This is a genomic window from Herbaspirillum sp. Sphag64 (assembly GCF_014192645.1).
GTDB lineage: Bacteria > Pseudomonadota > Gammaproteobacteria > Burkholderiales > Burkholderiaceae_D > Herbaspirillum.
Genome location: NZ_JACHYE010000004.1, coordinates 1 through 17,854, shown reverse-complemented (window position 1 = coordinate 17,854; position 17,854 = coordinate 1). Strand labels below are relative to the sequence as shown.

The 17,854-nt window shown below is 55.1% G+C and carries 18 protein-coding genes; 12 read left to right on the top strand and 6 right to left on the bottom strand.

Annotation, left to right across the window (positions count from 1 at the left end):
• The first annotated feature begins 143 nt into the window (after nt 1–143).
• Genes FHW66_RS08700 through dapF form a run of 3 tightly spaced genes read left to right on the top strand, consistent with a single transcriptional unit; the run spans nt 144 to nt 2,756 of the window.
• A complete protein-coding gene (locus FHW66_RS08700; RefSeq protein WP_183379392.1) occupies nt 144–1,007 on the top strand; it encodes a lysophospholipid acyltransferase family protein in 864 nt (287 codons plus the stop codon).
• Nucleotides 1,004–1,885 (top strand): lipid A biosynthesis acyltransferase, encoded by an 882-nt coding sequence (locus FHW66_RS08695; RefSeq protein WP_183379391.1) that lies wholly within the window; start codon nt 1,004–1,006, stop codon nt 1,883–1,885. The genes FHW66_RS08700 and FHW66_RS08695 overlap by 4 nt, the downstream gene beginning before the upstream one ends.
• A 19-nt stretch (nt 1,886–1,904) precedes the next feature.
• Entirely contained in the window at nt 1,905–2,756 is an 852-nt protein-coding gene (dapF, locus tag FHW66_RS08690; protein ID WP_183379390.1) for a diaminopimelate epimerase, read from the top strand.
• A gap of 104 nt (nt 2,757–2,860) precedes the next feature.
• On the opposite strand, the gene FHW66_RS08685 is transcribed toward dapF, so the two are convergent.
• A complete protein-coding gene (locus tag FHW66_RS08685) occupies nt 2,861–4,441 on the bottom strand; it encodes a tetratricopeptide repeat protein (RefSeq protein WP_183379389.1) in 1,581 nt (526 codons plus the stop codon).
• Between the two features lie 380 nt (nt 4,442–4,821).
• Between FHW66_RS08685 and FHW66_RS08680 the strand changes: the two genes are divergently transcribed.
• The 4 genes from FHW66_RS08680 to FHW66_RS08665 all read left to right on the top strand — a co-directional run bounded on the left by FHW66_RS08680 (nt 4,822) and on the right by FHW66_RS08665 (nt 8,708).
• Entirely contained in the window at nt 4,822–6,048 is a 1,227-nt protein-coding gene (locus FHW66_RS08680) for a porin (protein WP_183379388.1), read from the top strand.
• A gap of 231 nt (nt 6,049–6,279) precedes the next feature.
• The gene (locus FHW66_RS08675; RefSeq protein WP_183379637.1) at nt 6,280–6,948 is read left to right on the top strand and encodes a DUF484 family protein; all 669 of its coding nucleotides are present in this window, start codon (nt 6,280–6,282) and stop codon (nt 6,946–6,948) included.
• A 53-nt stretch (nt 6,949–7,001) separates the two neighbouring features.
• Entirely contained in the window at nt 7,002–7,979 is a 978-nt protein-coding gene (xerC, locus tag FHW66_RS08670; protein ID WP_183379636.1) for a tyrosine recombinase XerC, read from the top strand.
• Nucleotides 7,980–8,114: 135 nt separating this feature from the next.
• Nucleotides 8,115–8,708, top strand: a complete 594-nt coding sequence (locus FHW66_RS08665; RefSeq protein WP_183379387.1) for a transcriptional repressor — start codon at nt 8,115–8,117, stop codon at nt 8,706–8,708.
• A 6-nt stretch (nt 8,709–8,714) separates the two neighbouring features.
• Here FHW66_RS08665 and FHW66_RS08660 read toward each other — a convergent pair whose 3' ends face one another.
• Nucleotides 8,715–9,440 (bottom strand): pyrimidine 5'-nucleotidase, encoded by a 726-nt coding sequence (locus FHW66_RS08660; protein WP_183379386.1) that lies wholly within the window; start codon nt 9,438–9,440, stop codon nt 8,715–8,717.
• A 70-nt stretch (nt 9,441–9,510) separates the two neighbouring features.
• On the opposite strand from FHW66_RS08660, the gene FHW66_RS08655 reads away from it, so the two are divergent.
• On the top strand, nt 9,511–10,395 hold the full coding sequence (locus tag FHW66_RS08655) for a TraB/GumN family protein (protein WP_370543436.1): 885 nt from the start codon (nt 9,511–9,513) through the stop codon (nt 10,393–10,395).
• Between the two features lie 105 nt (nt 10,396–10,500).
• Here the strand turns inward: FHW66_RS08655 and argB are convergent, their stop codons facing one another.
• From argB to FHW66_RS08635, 4 genes are all read right to left on the bottom strand, one after another.
• Nucleotides 10,501–11,400 (bottom strand): acetylglutamate kinase, encoded by a 900-nt coding sequence (argB, locus tag FHW66_RS08650; protein ID WP_183379384.1) that lies wholly within the window; start codon nt 11,398–11,400, stop codon nt 10,501–10,503.
• A gap of 147 nt (nt 11,401–11,547) precedes the next feature.
• Complete coding sequence (locus FHW66_RS08645; RefSeq protein ID WP_183379383.1) at nt 11,548–12,420, bottom strand: SPOR domain-containing protein; 873 nt, start codon at nt 12,418–12,420, stop codon at nt 11,548–11,550.
• A complete protein-coding gene (locus FHW66_RS08640; RefSeq protein WP_183379382.1) occupies nt 12,414–13,214 on the bottom strand; it encodes a type III pantothenate kinase in 801 nt (266 codons plus the stop codon). The genes FHW66_RS08645 and FHW66_RS08640 overlap by 7 nt, the downstream gene beginning before the upstream one ends.
• Before the next feature lie 3 nt (nt 13,215–13,217).
• Complete coding sequence (locus tag FHW66_RS08635) at nt 13,218–14,066, bottom strand: biotin--[acetyl-CoA-carboxylase] ligase (protein ID WP_183379381.1); 849 nt, start codon at nt 14,064–14,066, stop codon at nt 13,218–13,220.
• Nucleotides 14,067–14,101: 35 nt separating this feature from the next.
• On the opposite strand from FHW66_RS08635, the gene FHW66_RS08630 reads away from it, so the two are divergent.
• The 4 genes from FHW66_RS08630 (at nt 14,102) to FHW66_RS08615 (ending at nt 17,683) form a co-directional block, all read left to right on the top strand.
• Nucleotides 14,102–15,301 carry a VanZ family protein gene (locus FHW66_RS08630; protein WP_255458890.1) on the top strand — a complete coding sequence of 400 codons (1,200 nt, stop codon included), beginning with the start codon at nt 14,102–14,104 and terminating at the stop codon, nt 15,299–15,301.
• A 48-nt stretch (nt 15,302–15,349) separates the two neighbouring features.
• Nucleotides 15,350–15,670, top strand: a complete 321-nt coding sequence (locus FHW66_RS08625; protein WP_183379380.1) for a ferredoxin — start codon at nt 15,350–15,352, stop codon at nt 15,668–15,670.
• Nucleotides 15,671–15,705: 35 nt separating this feature from the next.
• Entirely contained in the window at nt 15,706–16,353 is a 648-nt protein-coding gene (locus FHW66_RS08620; protein ID WP_183379379.1) for an alpha/beta hydrolase, read from the top strand.
• Between the two features lie 181 nt (nt 16,354–16,534).
• Nucleotides 16,535–17,683: a D-alanyl-D-alanine carboxypeptidase family protein gene (locus tag FHW66_RS08615; RefSeq protein WP_183379378.1), complete on the top strand. Its 1,149-nt coding sequence runs from the start codon at nt 16,535–16,537 to the stop codon at nt 17,681–17,683.
• The last annotated feature ends 171 nt before the right edge of the window (nt 17,684–17,854 follow it).

Here is a 17,854-nt window from a genome sequence, read left to right as displayed (position 1 = left end):
CGAGCCTGCGACGCTTTAGCGAAATTTATATCCCGTCTCGCAAGTTGTCATTAACTCGACGGCTTTCATGCTATTTTACGCCTCTTGAAATTTTTCGGCAATTTCAGGGAATTCCTGATCCGGCACACCTACTCCCGGCACGTATGATCGTTTCTCTATTTCGTCTGCTCTCCTATTTCCCACTCCCCATACTTCACGTCATCGGGATCTGCATCGGCTGGCTTGTCTATCTGGCATCACCGTCCTATCGCAAAAGACTGAATGAGAATCTTGCACGTGCTGGTTACCGGCAACATTTAATACCTGCGGTCAACGAGGCCGGCAAAGGCATCTTCGAACTCCCATTCATATGGTGCGCCTCACCAGAACGCGTGCTGCGTGCGGCGCGCATTGATAACTGGGAACTCGCGCAAGCTGCGCTTGATCGCAGCACCGGCGTGATTTTCCTGACCCCGCATCTGGGCTGCTTCGAAATCACGGCACAGGTTATTGCTCAGCAAACCTCTCTGACTGCCTTGTATCGTCCGCCACGCAAGGCTGCGCTCAAACCTTTGATTGAAGGCGCGCGCGCGCGCCCCAATCTCCATCTCGCAGCGGCCAACTTGTCTGGCGTACGTATCTTGCTGAAAGCGTTGAAGAGTGGCAAGGCAATCGGGCTGCTGCCGGATCAGGTGCCACAGAACGGTGAAGGCGTATGGGCGGATTTTTTTGGCAAGCCCGCGTACACGATGACGCTGTCGGCCAAGATGCATCAGATGAGCGGTGCGCCAATCATTCTTACCTATGGAGAACGACTTTCCTGGGGGCGCGGTTTCGTGATCCGTTTCGTCGCATTTGATGAGGTTCTCGGCAGCACACAGGAAGAACAGGCGCGCGCCATCAACCTTGCAATGGAAAAACTGATTTCACGCTGCCCGGCGCAATACATCTGGAGCTATAACCGCTACAAGACACCGCCGGGCGTGACCCCGCCAGGCACAACAGACACAACTGGAGTGCGGTCATGAGAGCATTACTTGCCATGATGTGGCTGCTGCACTGGCTACCATTGCCCATTCTGGGCAGACTTGGAGAAGCGCTGGGAAGTTTGCTGTTCATCATCATGAAGCCACGGCGGCACATTACACTGACCAATTTGCGCCTGTGCTTTCCCGACAAGACAGAAGCCGAACGTGTTGCGATCGCCAAAGGACATTTTCAGGCTTATGCGCGTAGCGCGCTGGAGCGAGGCATTCTCTGGTGGGCATCTGAAGCGCGACTGAAAAGACTGATCAAGGTGGAACCTGCCGTCCCGCTGGATACCCTCAAGTCCGGCCCAACCATTTTGCTCTGCCCGCACTTTGTCTGCCTGGAAATTCCTGGCATTGCGCTGGTGCTCAATTCCGACTTCTCGGTCTGCACCATCTATGCCAAACAACAGAATCAGATCGTTGATCAGGCCTTGCTGAAAGGACGCTCGCGCTTCCGCCCGGTCACATTGCTGTCGCGCGAGAAGGGAGTCAAACCTATTATCCGCGCCATGCGCGACGGCCTGCCATTCATCATGCTGCCGGATATGGATTTTGGCCTGCGTGACGCCGAGTTTGTGCCTTTCTTCGGCGTTCCTGCTGCGACCTTGACCGCTACTGCGCGTATTGCCGCTGCCACGCAGGCAAATGTCGTCCCGGCCATCACCACTTTCCTTCCCAACTACAAGGGTTGGAAAACCACGTTTTATCCCGCATGGGAGAACTATCCCGGCGATGACATTGTGGCTGCCACACGACGCATGAATGCCTTCATTGAGGAGCGCGTACTCGAAGCACCTAGCGAATATTTCTGGGCGCACAAACGTTTCAAGACGCACCCTCCAGGCACGCCCAACGTCTACGGCAAAGACGAATAGACCGCTCTATAATTGATTCATGAAAATCAAATTCACAAAAATGCACGGCGCCGGCAACGATTTCGTTGTCGTTGATGCTATCCATCAACACATCAATCTGAGCGCTGATCAATGGAAGTTTATTGCCGACCGACGCTTTGGCATCGGCGCTGATCAGATGCTGGTCGTTGAAAAACCGCAAGCAGCGGGCATTGATTTTCGTTATCGCATCTACAATGCCGACGGTGGTGAAGTCGAGCAATGCGGCAACGGCGCACGTGCGTTTGCGCGCTTTGTCAGCGACAAGGGATTGACAGACAAGCGCGTGATCCGCGTCGAAACCATGTCAGGCGTGATTGAGCCCATGCTGGAGGAGGATGGCAGAGTCACAGTTGACATGGGTGCACCAATACTAAATCCCCCCGACGTCCCTTTCGATGCGAGCGGACTAAGCAGCACGCAGCAGCAGCGAGACGCTTTATGGCCGCTAGAGATCAATGGCAAGACGACCTTGATTTCAGTCATTTCCATGGGCAACCCGCACGCAGTACAGATCGTGGAGGATAGTGAGGCAGCGCCGGTGCTGATCGACGGCCCCGTCATTGAGCGCCATCCCCGCTTCCCCAAACGCGTCAATGCAGGCTTCATGCAAATTGTCGATGCGCATCACATCAATCTACGCGTCTATGAGCGGGGCGCTGGAGAAACGCTGGCTTGTGGTACCGGGGCCTGCGCGGCAGTTGTTGCAGGAGTTCTGCGTGGCGTTCTCACGTCGCCGGTTGCGGTCCAGACCCATGGCGGCGAGTTGGTCATCAATTGGGCGGGACCAGGTAGCCCGGTCATGATGACAGGGCCTGCGGTGTCGGTATTCGAAGGCGAAATTGAGCTCTAAAAATTGCGACTGGAACATTTCGCTTTGAATCGAGCGAGCCAGTCTCATATATATAAATATAAGCTGGATACACGAGATAGAAGACGCTTCAGAACACTCTGTGCTCAGGACTCTTCGACCAGATCATCTTCCTGCTCATCTAGGTCCTGAGGCATGGCGGTTTTCAGACGATACATACGCTGACGATAATTACCCTCGGGCCCGCTCAGGCTGCAGTCGACGTCCTCAAACAAGCGACCGATGCGATTAAGCACCTGACGCTCCTCCCCCGTCTCAACCAGAATCAGGCGTCGCTTGCTGCGTGCATAGTGATCGCGAATATCGACGACCAGACAATGCCCACAATCGGCTCGTTTCAGATCAATCAACAACGCTTCCGGACGACTCAAGCCAAATAATGCCGCCAACTCAAGTCGAGCCACAAGAAATGGATAAGCCGCCAAAAATTCCCTGGTCATCGCGCGTCGCCCTTCCACCGCCCATGCCGCCGGAGCAGGACGGTCTGCAATCTTGAACAATAGCTGGCGGGCCTCGACGCTCTCCTGCGCTGCCGCTTTTTGCAACCAATACACCGCACGCACATCATTGACCGGATCATCGCGACGATTGCGCCATGCCGTATTGCCACATTCCAACTGTGACTGTGCATGCCCCATTTCTGCAGCGCGCTCAAGATAATGCTGCGCATCGGCAAGATTGCGTTGAGAAAACTCAGGCTTGAGATAGATACGTGACAGAGCGAACCAGGCCGTTGCAATGCCTCGCTCGCCTGCATGCGTGAGCCAACGAATTGCTTTTTTGTAATTAGCAGAACCACAAGCAGCAAACGCCTTTCCACCATCCTCACTCATGCGCGCATAAAATAATCCAAGCGACAACTGTGCCGTCTTGTCATCAGCATAAGCAGCAAGCTCCAGCAATTGCTGGAACTCATCAATGCAGCCGTCCTCCATCGTATCAACCGCCAGTGACAACCGTGACAACAATACGATATTGTCCTCACCAAGACTTGCGGCAAGCGCCTCCGATGGCGCATTCAGTTGCGTTAGCTCGTTAGTATATTGCGCCAGTAACGCACGCCCCAAAGGTCGTGCCCGACGAATGAAATCTTTTCGGTCACCCCGCTGCCAAGCCGCGTCTGCCAATGCCAGTTGCGCTGCACCAATACCTGCATCGGCTGCTTTCTGCGCCCACTCAGTGGCCACCACGGCGCCAGCGGGATTGACATTGGGTTGCTGAGGATGATCCAGCGCCTGCATGACTTGCTGCTGAGACAACAACCATTGGGCATCTGGATTTCCTGCATGGGCCTCGGCTTCCAGTATTTTGATTGCCTTACCCAACATTGCCTGGGCGGCCGGATGCCCCCGGTTAGCCAGAACAACCCGGGCGAATATCATTCCCGCCGCCTTCATTCCGGAATCAAAGGCGCGCTCATACCAGATGAGCAACTCCATCGGTTGCGGCAGTTGCAGCACAACTTCATAAGGAACATGTTCCCCAATGGCCATCCATGCATCTGACACACCTTGTCTGGCAGCGCGCTCCAGCCAATGCAGCGCAGTAGCAAAACTCTGCGGCAAACCATTGCCACCAAACAAGTAACGCTGCCCCAGTGCCAATTGCGCCGCTGCGCCACCAGCGCGTGCTGCACGAATAGTTGCCAGATCTTCACGACTCGCCATAAACCAATTCAACCTTGCTCTGAAAGGAAAAAATTATCACTCATAAATCACTATATTTTTTTTATTCCTGATTTCAGTGCCATAAGTGGAGCTTTAAAACAACAATTCAAGATCCAAAACTTGATGCGATGATTGAAATGACAACAGATACGACAGATACCTGCCCTCTTTGTAAAAAACACAAAGACGAGCTCAAATGTGTTGCCTCAACGGCCAGAACGTTAGAAAAAAACAACACTCCCGGGCAAGATTAGGAATTTCAACCAAAACTCTGCGATCCAAACGACCAATCTGAGGCCATAAGGAATGAGAACCCTTAATGTCACACCATCCGACTAGATGTACGGATCCTCAAGACTATTTTTATAGAAGGATGTCAAATGAAAAAATCGCTGCTCGCATTGGCCGTATTCGGCGCGTTCGCAGGTGTTGCACACGCTCAAAGCTCCGTCACAATCTACGGTATCATCGATACTAACGTTACTTACGAAAACTCGGCAGCTGGCACTACTGGTGTTACTGGCAGCAAGTTCTCGGTGAACTCCGGCTCCAGCAACATCCAAGGTTCGCGTCTGGGTTTCAAGGGCGCTGAAGATCTGGGCGGCGGTCTGAGCGCAGTCTTCAATCTGGAAGCTGGCTTCTACAGCGACACTGGCGCTCTGAACAACGCCAACGGTGGTTCCCCAACTCTGTTCCGTCGTAAGTCCAACGTTGGTTTCTCCAGCACCACTTTCGGTACTGTGTTGGTTGGTCGTCAAACTGACTGGAACGACACCATCAGCGCCTACACCGCTGTGAACGACTTCGGTGGCTTCGTTGGTAACTCCGGTTCCAACCTGGATCGTCTGCAAGGTACACGTACCAACAATTCGATCAGCTACACAACCAACGCAATCAGCGGCTTCACAGCTACTGCACTGTATGGTTTCGGTGAACAAGCAGGCCAAACTTCTGACGGTCAAGCATTCAGCTTCGGTGGTTCGTATGTGAACGGTCCTCTGGCTCTGGGCGCAACTTACTACCAATCGAAGGTTGGTGCTACTAACGCGAACACAGCTGACACCAGCTTGACATCGACAACCACAACTACACCGATCTACTCTGCTGGTAACGCTGGCAGCACAGCACAGAAGGTGTTCACTCTGGTTGGCAGCTACCAAGTTGGCCCAGCACGTGTGTATGCTAACTGGTCGCAAGTCAAGCAGCCTCTGAACGTTGAAGGCACAGTCGTAAACGGTGGCACTACTTCCGTGTTCACCAGCCTGGCAACATCGACTACTAGCCTGGCAACAAACTCCAACGCAACACTGGCTAACGCAAAGAAAGTCAATGCGTATGAAATCGGTACTGCGTACTCGCTGTCTGCAGCTCTGAAGCTGTTGGCAGCTGTTGACTACGCAAGCGCACAGTTTGACGGCGTAGGTACTAATGGCAAGGTTACACAAGTTAGCTTGGGTACCGACTATAACCTGTCGCAACGTACTGACGTTTATGCATTCCTGGGTTACGTGCACTCCTCCAACCTGTACAACCCAGGCGTGGTTGATGCAACTGGCGGCGGTACTAACCAAACAGCCGTTGCAGTCGGCGTTCGTCACAAGTTCTAATTTAAGCCTCTGAACCTCTGACGCCTTGTGCGTCAGAATCAGAACTTGAGTTAAACGCTACGGGCTTACATGAGCAATCATGTAAGCCCGTTTGCTTTGGGCGAGAAATTTTCCCTATGGCCAGGAACAGCTGTAGTTTCAGTTGTCAGCATGCTCGATAGCGTAGATAATCTCGCGATATTGTGCGCCCGCTGGCGCACCACAGCAGCTCAACAAGACTTCGTACCGCACATGACCACCCAACTGGACTCCGATTCAATCGCCGAATATCTGCTCGATCATCCGCATTTCTTTGAAGAGCATGCTGAATTACTCGGCCGGATCCGGCTCACTAGTCCATTGATGGGTCGCGCCATCTCCTTGCAGGAGCGGCAGATGGAAATTCTGCGCGAGAAGATCAAGGTACAGGAAATACATGTCGCCGATATGCTGCGCCATGCGCAAGAAAACGAAGACATCAGCAACAAGTTTCAAGCCTGGACACGGGCCTTGCTGCTGGCACGCAATGACAGCGACCTGCCACAGACCTTAATCAGTCAGCTACAAACCATATTTGATGTGCCGCAAGTGACCTTGCGCCTCTGGAATATCCATGGTCGCCATGAAGGTCAATGGTTCAATATGCCTGCATCAGATACGACGCGCACCTTTGCTGATGGCCTGAGCAAGCCATTTTGCGGCGCAAACAACGATATCGATGCCGCTGGCTGGCTGGAAGATGCAGCTGCCATCAAATCGTTGGCACTATTGCCGTTGCGGGTCGGCGCAGCACCGCAGGCATTTGGCCTGCTGGTTCTGGGTTCGGCAGATGCCAGTCGCTTCACCGACGACATGGGCACCGATTTTTTGAGTCGTATCGCAGAAACCGCCAGCGCCGCACTGTCTTGTCTGCAACACTGAGCACTCACTGATTTTTGGAATCCTGTGTGAGCGCCATCGATACCAGGAGTGCCATGCAGGATACCAATGCTGACGATAACCGACTGGTTTTATCAGCTTATCTCGACAGCCTACAACATCAGCGCATGCTGTCACCGCACACGATCTCCAATTACGCCCGAGATCTGCAGGAACTGCTTTCTCTGTGCCACTCCATGGCAATCGACATGTACGCCGTCAAACATGTCCAGATCCGCAAATTCGCCGCACAGTTACACGCCAAAGGCTTGAATGCACGCTCGATTGCACGCAAGCTCTCCGCATGGCGCGGCTTCTACGACTGGCTCTCAGAGCAACGCGACCTGCCATCGAATCCGGTTGACGGCGTCAAAGCCCCAAAAAAGACAAAACCACTGCCCAAGGCGCTGGCCGCGGATGATGCAGTTCATCTGGTATCCCATGGCAATCCCCTCAAGGCCGAGGACGAGACGCTGCAACGCTGCAATCGCGCCATGTTCGAACTGCTTTATTCGAGCGGTCTGCGGGTCTCGGAGCTGGTTGGGCTGGATGTGCGCTTCCACCAGGAAAACAACTACTCGTCGCTGGGCTGGATCGATCTGGACAACCACGAAGTTACGGTCACCGGCAAAGGCAGCAAGATGCGTAGCGTGCCTGTCGGGCAAGCTGCAATAGATGCGATCAAGCAGTGGCTCGAAGGGCGTGCAAGCATCCTCGCTCGACATGCCGATGGCGATCCACACGCACTGTTTCTGAGTGAGAGAGGGACGCGCATGTCGGTGCGGGTTGCGCAATTACGACTCAAGGCGCATGCACAGGCGCTCGGCATGGCAACCAATGTGCACCCACATGTCTTGCGACATTCATTTGCATCACATTTGCTGCAAGGCTCAGGCGATCTGCGCGCGGTGCAGGAATTGCTGGGGCACGCCTCCATTACCGCCACCCAGGTCTATACCTCACTCGACTTTCAACGCCTCGCGCAAGTCTATGATGCCGCCCATCCACGTGCAAAGAAGGTCCCGCCGAAGTAGACGGTAATGCCGTAGCGTGCAACAACAGCCCGCACCTGCAAATTGGGGCATAATTCGACTTGCGCTGTGCCATCCCGCTTAGCCTGCCAGACATCACACCTGCTCACCCGGTCTTAACTTATTTTCGCAACACGCATGACGTCCAAATCTGCCGATATCACCGCTAGCAAGGCGACCATGCCTTCCCACGAGCTGGCACCATCCCAAGCGCAAGCGCTGGCGGAAGTCAGGCTACGTGATGCCGCAGTGCGTGTCACGCAGGCACGTGTGAGCGTCATGGCAATGCTGCTGCAGGCGCGCAGCGCGGTGTCACATCAAGATATTCAGGACAAGCTGGTTGGCATGGACCGCGTTACCCTTTACCGGGCGCTGGATTGCCTGACCGAAGCTGGTCTGGCGCACAAGATTTCCAGCGACGACCGCATCTTCCGCTACAACGCAGGCACTAGTGGCGACCACCACGAACACCGTAATCATGATCATGGTCCTGGCAATAATCCGGCTCAACATCAGCACGGGCACTTCAAGTGCACACGCTGCTCAAGGGTGTTCTGTCTCGATGGTAGCGGTGAAGCAGGCTTTCTGGAAAGCGTCCTACCCTCTTCGGGTAAGCACCAGACGACCGCAGCACAACTCCAGAATGCGATTCAAAAGTCATTGGGCAAGGGTTTTCGCAGCCACGAAATCGAGCTGACCATCAAAGGCTGGTGCGCAGACTGCGCCGATTAGTCATTATTAGCGAGCCAATCGTCCAAGATGGGTAGCAAGTTGGCGCACCGATTTGACCTTCACATCGACATAAGCTGGATGCATCGTCGACTGTCGCCTCGCATCGATCCCGGTAACATGAACATTACCGTGCAGATACTGCGTTACCCACGCTGTGCGCAAACCCAGATTTTTTGCCGATTTCAGATTGACCGCCGTATCCTCAACCAAAATGCAGCGTCTGGCGGGGACGCGCTCTCGGGCCAATAACTTACGCAGCATCTGCCGCGATGGCTTGGGCCTGAGTCGGCGATGTACGTGCATCTGCTCAATCGAAATATGTTTTTCAAAATGACGATGCAAGCCCAGATGCCGCACCACATCCCGTGAATAACGACGCGGCGCGTTCGTCAGCAAAATCTTGCGCCCAGGCAATCGCCGCAGCAGATGCGATAATCCACGCTCGGCGCGAATCATGCTCGCCAGGTCAGGGAATGCATGTGCATCACGCAAGAAATCTTCTGACCTGACCTCATGATGCTGGATCATGCCAATCAAGGTTGCGCCATACAAACGCCAATAACGCTGACGCATCTCGTTGACGGCCTGTTGATCGGCAGGGAGCCCCTGCTCTTCCAGCACGCGTGTCATGAATACGTTCATGTTGGCATTGATAGCCGGGAAAATCGCGTGAGAAGCGTTGTGCAGGGTGTTGTCAAGATCGAACAGCCAGAGCGGTGTAGTATTCGGCACGGTAAAACGCGATCAGTGAATTGAGAGAAACAATGGGAGTAAAACGAAGATGCTGCGACGCCTGATTATAGTGAGTTTGAGTTGTCTGCTCTGTCTTTATCTGCCAGTAGCAACTGCTCAGCAAACAGCCAAGCAGGCTGGCGGAGCACTGTTTCGTGTGCAGGATGGTCATCACACGCTGTATCTATTCGGTACGATTCACGTTGGCGCAGCAGATTTCTATCCGCTCGCACCGGAGGTGATGCAGGCCCTTGAACGGGCACCGGCCGTCGCGCTTGAGCTTGATCCGACCAAACTTGATAGCTTGCAGGCAGCCATTGAGCAATACGGCGTCTATCCACCCGGCCAAAGTTTTCGTACTGCGCTGAGTGCTCCGCTACAACAGCAGCTCCTGAAAGTGCTCGCGCAGTACCATATCGACCCCAAATCTATCGAGCGTATGCGGCCCTGGATGATTGCCAGTCTGCTCACCGTGGAGGAGGCAGAAGGTAGCGGCTACCAGTCACAACTGGCCGTCGACAGCTATCTGGCTAATGCCATTCTCAAGCGCAACAAGCCAGTGATTGAACTGGAAGGTGCCGCCAGACAAATGGCCCTGTTCGCGGCACTGTCCCCGGCGCAAGAAAATCTGTTGCTCGCAGACACCATCAAGGAACTCCATGATGCCGAAAGTGCAACCGAGCTCAAGGCCATGGCCGAGTGCTGGCGTCGCGGCGATCTCAACGGACTCGCTGAATTACTCAACGACAAGTCCGACAAGGCCAGCTTCGTGACACGGTTTACCAAAGAAGTCTTGCTGGATGAGCGCAACCCTTACCTGGCAGAACGCATTGCTGACTTGCTGACGCAGCAGGATGGCGTCTTTGCCGCAATCGGCATGCTGCACCTGACCGGCAGCAACGGCTTACCCGCACTACTGGAGCAGCGTGGCCTCAAAGTCGAGCGAATTGAATAGGGGTCTGCACCCGTAGGATCGTATCGCGCTAACAATAAAAAAGGCGCTGCCGGTCAATACCGGGAGCGCCTTTTACTGGATGGTGCGATGACCGCTGCCAAATACTCAGTGAGAGCGAATCATCGTACCAAAAGCCTGCTCGGTCAGCACTTCCAGCAGCAGCGAATGCTCGATGCGGCCATCAATGATGTGCACGGTGTTGACACCCGACTTGGCAGCATCCAGCGCTGACGAGATTTTCGGCAACATTCCACCGGAGATGGTGCCATCTTCAAACATTTCATCAATCTCGCGCGCCGAGAGATCGGTCAGCAAATTACCTTCCTTGTCTTGCACACCGGCAATGTTGGTCATCATGATCAGCTTTTCGGCATGCAGGATTTCAGCAATCTTGCCCGCCACCACATCGGCATTGATGTTGTAGGCCTGACCGTCAGCGCCAAACCCAATCGGAGAAATGATCGGGATGAACGCATCGTCCTGCAACGCCTTGACCACGGCCGGATTGATTGCTTCGATTTCACCGACAAAACCGATGTCCAGAAACTCGCCCGGATGCTCCTTGTCCGGCATGCGCATCTTGTGGGCGCGGATTAAGCCGCCATCCTTGCCTGTCAGGCCAACTGCCTGACCACCATAATGATTGATCAACATCACGATATCCTGCTGCACTTCGCCGCCCAGCACCCACTCCACCACTTCCATGGTTTCTTCATCGGTGATCCGCATGCCTTGCACAAAGGTGCCTTGCTTGCCGATTTTCTTGAGGGCATTATCAATCTGCGGTCCACCGCCGTGCACCACAACCGGATTCATGCCGACCAGTTTCAGCAAGATCACGTCACGCGCAAAACCATGCTTGAGGCGTTCTTCCGTCATGGCATTGCCACCATATTTGACCACGATCGTTTTGCCATGGAATTTACGGATGTAGGGCAACGCCTCAGCCAGAATTTCGGCCTTGATTTGAGGGGCAACGTCGGTCAGATCGGTGAAGTCGGGCATGGCGCAGATCCTGAGCAGATAGATATTCGGAATGTCCGGAATTTTACATGGAAAGCGCGCCAAGTTTGTGGATGAGTTGCCGTCTCGGAGGGAGTTTTTTTGGAGCCGCCGATCATTTTCAGATCAGCCACAGCCCTGAGCTGGCGTTCACCCGCCGCAATTGCGCAGGTCTTGCCCCGGAAATTTGGCTTTCAGCGCCTCCAGCGTCGTCTTGATGGCAGGATCAATATTGCGCCATTGATAAACCTGCTTGCTAGCGCCCGAAGTACGTACCATGACGCGCGCACTACGAACACCCATCCCGCTCAACTGACTGACGTAGGCCCTGGCGGCATCCTCGGTTTTGAAAACTCCCAGCGAAATGGCCCAGTGCAAGGCGGGATTGGGTTGCGACTCCGGGATCACGTAAAAATCTTCAACGCCGAGGCGACGCAACTCGGCAGCCTTGCGTTCGGCCGCTTCCTTGCTGCCCTGAGAGGGAACATAGACCATATGACTCGCAACGTCCTGCACACTGCTCCGGGTCGGCTTGACCGACAGACTCAAGTCATCCAGTTGTGATTCGAAGCGGCGCGCTTCGGCGGTATTGAAATTGCCAATCTCGAGACAAGCAATGGGGGCTGGCTTGGGTTCTGGTTTCGGTTCTTTCGGTTCGGGCTTATCTGCCGGGCGCGCTGCGGCTGCGCCAGCTGTGCCTGGCGACGTCGTTACGGCTGGCTTCGGCAAGGCAACTGGTGCGGTAGCCGTTGTTGCCGAGGGCGAGGCCGCCGCTATTGCCGTTTTGCCATCACTGGCAGGTACGTTGTCAAGCTGTGGCGTTGCGCTGGCCTGTTCAGCCGTCACAGGCTGGACCAGCTTGGCGCTGTTGGGCGGCAAAATTGTCAGTGTTTGTGGCTGTAATTGCTGTTGCAGACGCTGTGGCTCATGGCGTTCTGCCGGGTTGCTGCCGAGAAGCCCGCCCTCAATGGCGAGCAGAACGCCGTTAGCAATCAACAGTAGCCAAAAAAACAATTTCAGCATGTAGGGAGCGTCGTCAGTGAAGAGTCTGGTTGAGTGGCCACCACGTACAGGCCGAGCAGCACAAGATTATCGACTTTTTCGCACGCTACCGCCAGTTGCGTAACTAGCTGCCCGGCAGCGCCGCCTGCCAGCACGCAGAGCACCTCGCCCTGCGTAGCGCGCAGGGCTGTCACAGCACGTTCAATCGCACCAACTTGTGCCGCCACGCAGCCACTGGCAATCGCATCAACAGTGTTATCGGCAAACGGGGATGACAAGTCATTGACTGGTTCAACCTGCGGCAATTGCGCAGTGTTGCGCGCCAGCGCGTTTGCCATAAGGGCAATACCAGGCAGAATCATGCCGCCGATAAAGCGCCCGTCAGCGGTGACTGCATCGATCGTGGTCGCCGTCCCACAACTGGCAACGATCAATGATTGCGCAGGAAACAACGCATGGGCACCAATCGCGCATGCCAGCCGATCGACTCCCAACTGCGCTGGATCTCGATAGCCATTGCTGATCCCGGCCAGCTCCGGCACAGAAGCAAACCAGTCGATTCTGAGGGCCATTCCAAATACATGGTGCAAGAGCCCACGCAAGCGCTGCTGCATTGCTGGACCCGCAACGTTGGCAATCAATACCTGAGTGACGAGCAATCCCTGCCACGCATCGACCAGTTGTGCCAGTTGGACATGATCGACTGCGCCAGAACGTTGCCAGTGCAATCCGGACAGCGTTGATGGCAGTGCCATCGCTGTTTCGGGCACGCCCCATTTGACCCGCGTATTGCCAGCATCGATGAGTAGCAGCACGATCTACTCCCGCAACCGTAACGACACATCACCCGCCAGCACCGCAATACGACCAGTATCCGTATCCATCAGAAAACAGCCACTGGCGTCAACACCCACCGCAGTGCCCTGATGCACGATACGATCCTGTTCAAGAATCCGTACGGCGCGGCCGGCGTAGGCATGTAGCCGGTTCCAACGCGCTACAAAAACCGCAAAACCATGCGCATCGAACTCAGCCAGGGCATCCGATAGTGCGCTGAGCAACAACGCCAGCAAACGCTCGCGATCAATTCGTTGCAAATCAGAAACGTCAGCGACCGTACGACCTATATGCTGCTGCAAGGCCTCTGACGATGTCAGATTGATGCCCACACCGATGACCAGCCAAGTGCCATCGGCTTGGCTTGGCTTGCTTGCCACCGTTTCGATCAAAATTCCCGCCAGCTTGGCGCCATCGCGCAGCAGGTCGTTTGGCCATTTCAGTTCGACCTGAACACCAAACACTTGCAATGCCTCTGCCAATGCCACACCAATGGCCAGCGGTAAACCGATCAGCGCATGCAGGGGACGATTAAATTTCCAGGCAAGGGAAAAGGTCAGCGCCGAACGGGGACTAGTTACCCAAGAACGGCCAGCGCGGCCCCGACCAGCTGTCTGCGATTCAGCGACCAGCAGCACTGGCGTCGTCAAGCTTCCTGCGCGCGCCAGCAAATCGACATTGGTCGAGCCGGTTTCGGCAACAACCTCAATCGCCACCGACTTTGCGTGATCATTGGTAGAAGCAGCAATCAAGGCTACGATGCGCGCAGCCGACAAGCTCTCTGCAGGGGCTGCGGTACGGTCTGGGGAGGGATGTTCTGGTGCGTACATGGGCGACATTGTAACGGTTGTCGAAGGTGCAAGCGATGATGAAATCGGGTACGCTCCCTGCCATGGACGCTCCTGACAACGCCACTTCCTCTGACGCTACTGACCTGCCACAGGAAAATCTCACCCACCAGACTGCCACCTCCGCCTTCGCCCGTTTCAGTCTTTTGCTGTACACGCTGCTCATCATCTATGCCAGCTGGTATCCGTTTTCTGGATGGCGTGACATGGGATTACCGCCGTTCAGTTATCTGTGGGCGCGCCTGCCTTATTACTGGACCGGTTTCGATCTGTGGACCAATATCGTCGGTTACGCGCCCTTTGGTGCACTAGTAGTGTATTCACTTTACCCCCGTCTGCGCAGCTGGCGCGCATGCCTGCTCAGTATCCTTGCAGGTGTCGCCCTGTCGGCAGTCATGGAGGCCGTGCAAACCTACTTGCCGACGCGCGTCTCCTCCAATCTGGACTTGCTCGCCAATAGCTGCGGTACGGTGGTCGGCGCCGTATTCGGTGCGCTCACCTGTCGCTACTTTTTGCTGGAAAGTCGTTTGCTGGAGATACGTCGTCGCTGGTTCTCCCGGACCGCCAGCCGTGGACTGGTCGTCGTTGGCCTGTGGCCACTGGCACTGGTCTATCCCCAGAATCACCTGTTCGGCCTCGGCCACCTGGTGCCACCGCTGTCGGGTTTGCTGTCGGATTTTCTGGAAACGCCGATTGATCTGGCCACCTGGTGGACCAATCTGGCGCAGCTCAACGCCGAACAATACTGGCTCGCGGAAGTTGTGGTGACAGCCTGCGGCTTGACCGGTGCCATGTTGACGATGTTGTTGCTGCTGCGCAAGCAAGCTCCGCGCAACGTGCTTTCATGGGTATATCTGGCCAGCGCCGGTGCCATTAAATCACTCGCCTGCGCGCTGTTCTTCGCACCGGAAAATGCATTTGTCTGGTTCACTCCCGGTGCAGCGGGCGGTCTGCTGTTGGGCGGGCTGATGCTGGCAGGACTGTCCTGGGCGCCACCGGTGGCGCAGCGCCGTATCGCAGCACTGGCACTAATCTTCAGCCTGCTGGTGACGAACGCGGTACCTGCCAATCCATATTTTGTTTCCACTTTGCAAACCTGGGTCCAGGGCAAATTTCTCAATTTCGATGGGGCGGCACAATTTCTGTCGGTATTGTGGCCGTTCCTGGCGTTATGGTTCCTTTACCACCCTGTCCATACAGCACGGAGCCAGAAGTAGAGGGCTGCGAGGTGTATCATTACGTCTTTGCTTCTCACTCCAGCAATCATGGCAGATACCCCTTTTTACGAACATCACGTGTTTTTCTGTCTCAACCAGCGTCAACCCGGCGAGCGGACCTGCTGCGCTGACAAAGGCGCGCAGGCAGCGCAGGAACACGCCAAGAAACGCATCAAGCAACTCGGTCTGGCTGGCGAGGGCAAGGTCCGAATCAACAAGGCTGGCTGTCTTGAGCGATGTGAAGAAGGCCCGGTCCTGGTCATCTATCCGCAGGGTACCTGGTACACCTATGTGGACAATCAGGATATCGATGACATCATCGATTCCCATATCGTCGGCGGCAAGATCGTTGACCGCCTGAAGATCTGATCTCCCTCTGAATTTTTTGATTCTCTGCCCCTGTAATGAATGCCCATACCCAAGTCTTCCTGATTGATGGTGCGGTCGGTCTGCTCGAATGTGCACTGGACCTGCCAGACTCCGAACAATTCGTGCAACCACGCGGCCTGGCACTGGTGGCACATCCGCACCCGTTGTTTGGTGGCACTATGGATAACAAGGTAGCGCAGACGCTGGCACGGTCTTTCCTGGCACTCGGCTATGTCACTGTGCGCATGAATTTCCGCGGCGTCGGCAAATCCGAAGGCGTACATGACCATGGACAAGGCGAAACCGATGACATGGCGCTGCTGCTCACGCATATGCGCCGCCAGTATCCTGAGCTGCCACTGGCGCTGGCGGGCTTCTCGTTTGGCACCTTTGTCCAGTCACAACTGCAGCAACGCCTGACCGCCCAAAACGATCCAGCGCAACCGCCAGCTGAACGTCTGGCACTGGTCGGCACGGCAGCGGGTAAATGGCCGATGCCCAACGTGCCTGCCAACACCATTCTGATTCACGGAGAACTGGATGACACGATCCCTCTGATCGCCGTGCTGGACTGGGCCCGGCCTCAGGAATTGCCAGTTGTTGTTATCCCGGGAGCAGATCACTTTTTTCATCGCAGGCTGCAACATATCAAAAATCTGGTGGTCGAAATGTGGCACCGTTAGCGCAAATTGCAGATGGGCAAGTAAGGTGATGTGAATATTGTCATCCGCTTTGTCCATTTGCGCGTTCAGTGCCCATGGCGCAACAAGAGGCCTATTTAGACTCCATGTCGTTTCATCCACACTCTGCATTTTCAACCGTCGATCCCGCCTGCCAACAGCGGGACATTTTCTTTACACCAAGATGAAAAAATACCTCGTGGCACTCGCCACATCCCTCCTGACCTTCACGGCGGCAAGCGCCCAAAGCCTTCCACCACCTAGCGTCGCTGCCAAATCCTGGCTGCTGCTGGATGCCTCCAGTAATCAGGTTGTCGCGTCTCAAGATGCCGACATGCGTGTTGAACCAGCATCGCTGGTGAAACTGATGACAGCTTATCTGGCCTTCGCCGCGCTGCGCGACAAGCGTCTGGACCTGAATCAGGAAGTCAGCGTGTCGGTCAACGCCTGGAAAGTCGATCCCAGCAGCTCAAAAATGTTTGTTGAGCCCAACAAACCAGTGACCATCAACAATCTGCTGTATGGCCTGATCGTGGTGTCGGGTAACGATGCTGCAGTGGCGCTGTCGGAAGCCGTCTCTGGCACCAGCGATGCGTTCGTGGTTCTGATGAACCGTGAAGCCCAACGTCAAGGCCTGACAGGTACGCACTTCAGCAATCCCCATGGCTTGCCCAGCCCTGAGACCTATACCACTGCACGCGATCTGTCGATCCTGTGCCGTAACCTGATCAACGATTTCCCCGAGTACTACAAGACCTATTACTCGACCAAGAAATTCACCTATAACAACATCACGCAACCTAACCGCAACCGTCTGTTGTGGAGCGACCCAACTGTGGACGGCATGAAGACCGGCCACACCGATAGCGCAGGCTACTCGCTGATTACTTCGGCCAGGCGTCCAGTCGCGAACGGAGAGCGCCGTCTGATCTCGGTCGTCGTCGGTACCGTCTCCGATCAGGTCCGCACACAGGAAAGCCAGAAGCTGCTGAACTGGGGCTTCCAGAACTTTGATGCGGTGAAGCTCTACAGCAAGGGGCAAGCTGTGGATACCCCGGATGTGTGGAAGGGTTCACAAGGCAAGATCAAGATCGGCTTTACCCATGATGTCTACGTCACCGTTCCGAAGGGTTCGGCAGACAAGATCAAACCACGCGTGGAACGTAATGACCCCCTGATCGCGCCGATCTCGGAAAACGCCAAGGTCGGTACCTTGAAGGTCACTATTGATGACAAGGTCGTGACCGAGTTGCCGCTGGTGGCACTGGAATCCGTTGGTCCAGCTGGTTTCCTTGGCCGTGCGCTTGACTCGATTCGTCTGCTGTTCAAATAAACACAGCCGTCGTATCAGACATTCTACGCAATCGAATAATTGCCTAGAACGTTCAACAAAAAACCCACCATCACACTGAACTGACCCCATAAAGTTGGACGGTTTAATTGCTAGGCAGCCAAAGGCTGAGTTCTGTATTGCACAGGACTCAGCCCTTTTAATTTGGTCTTG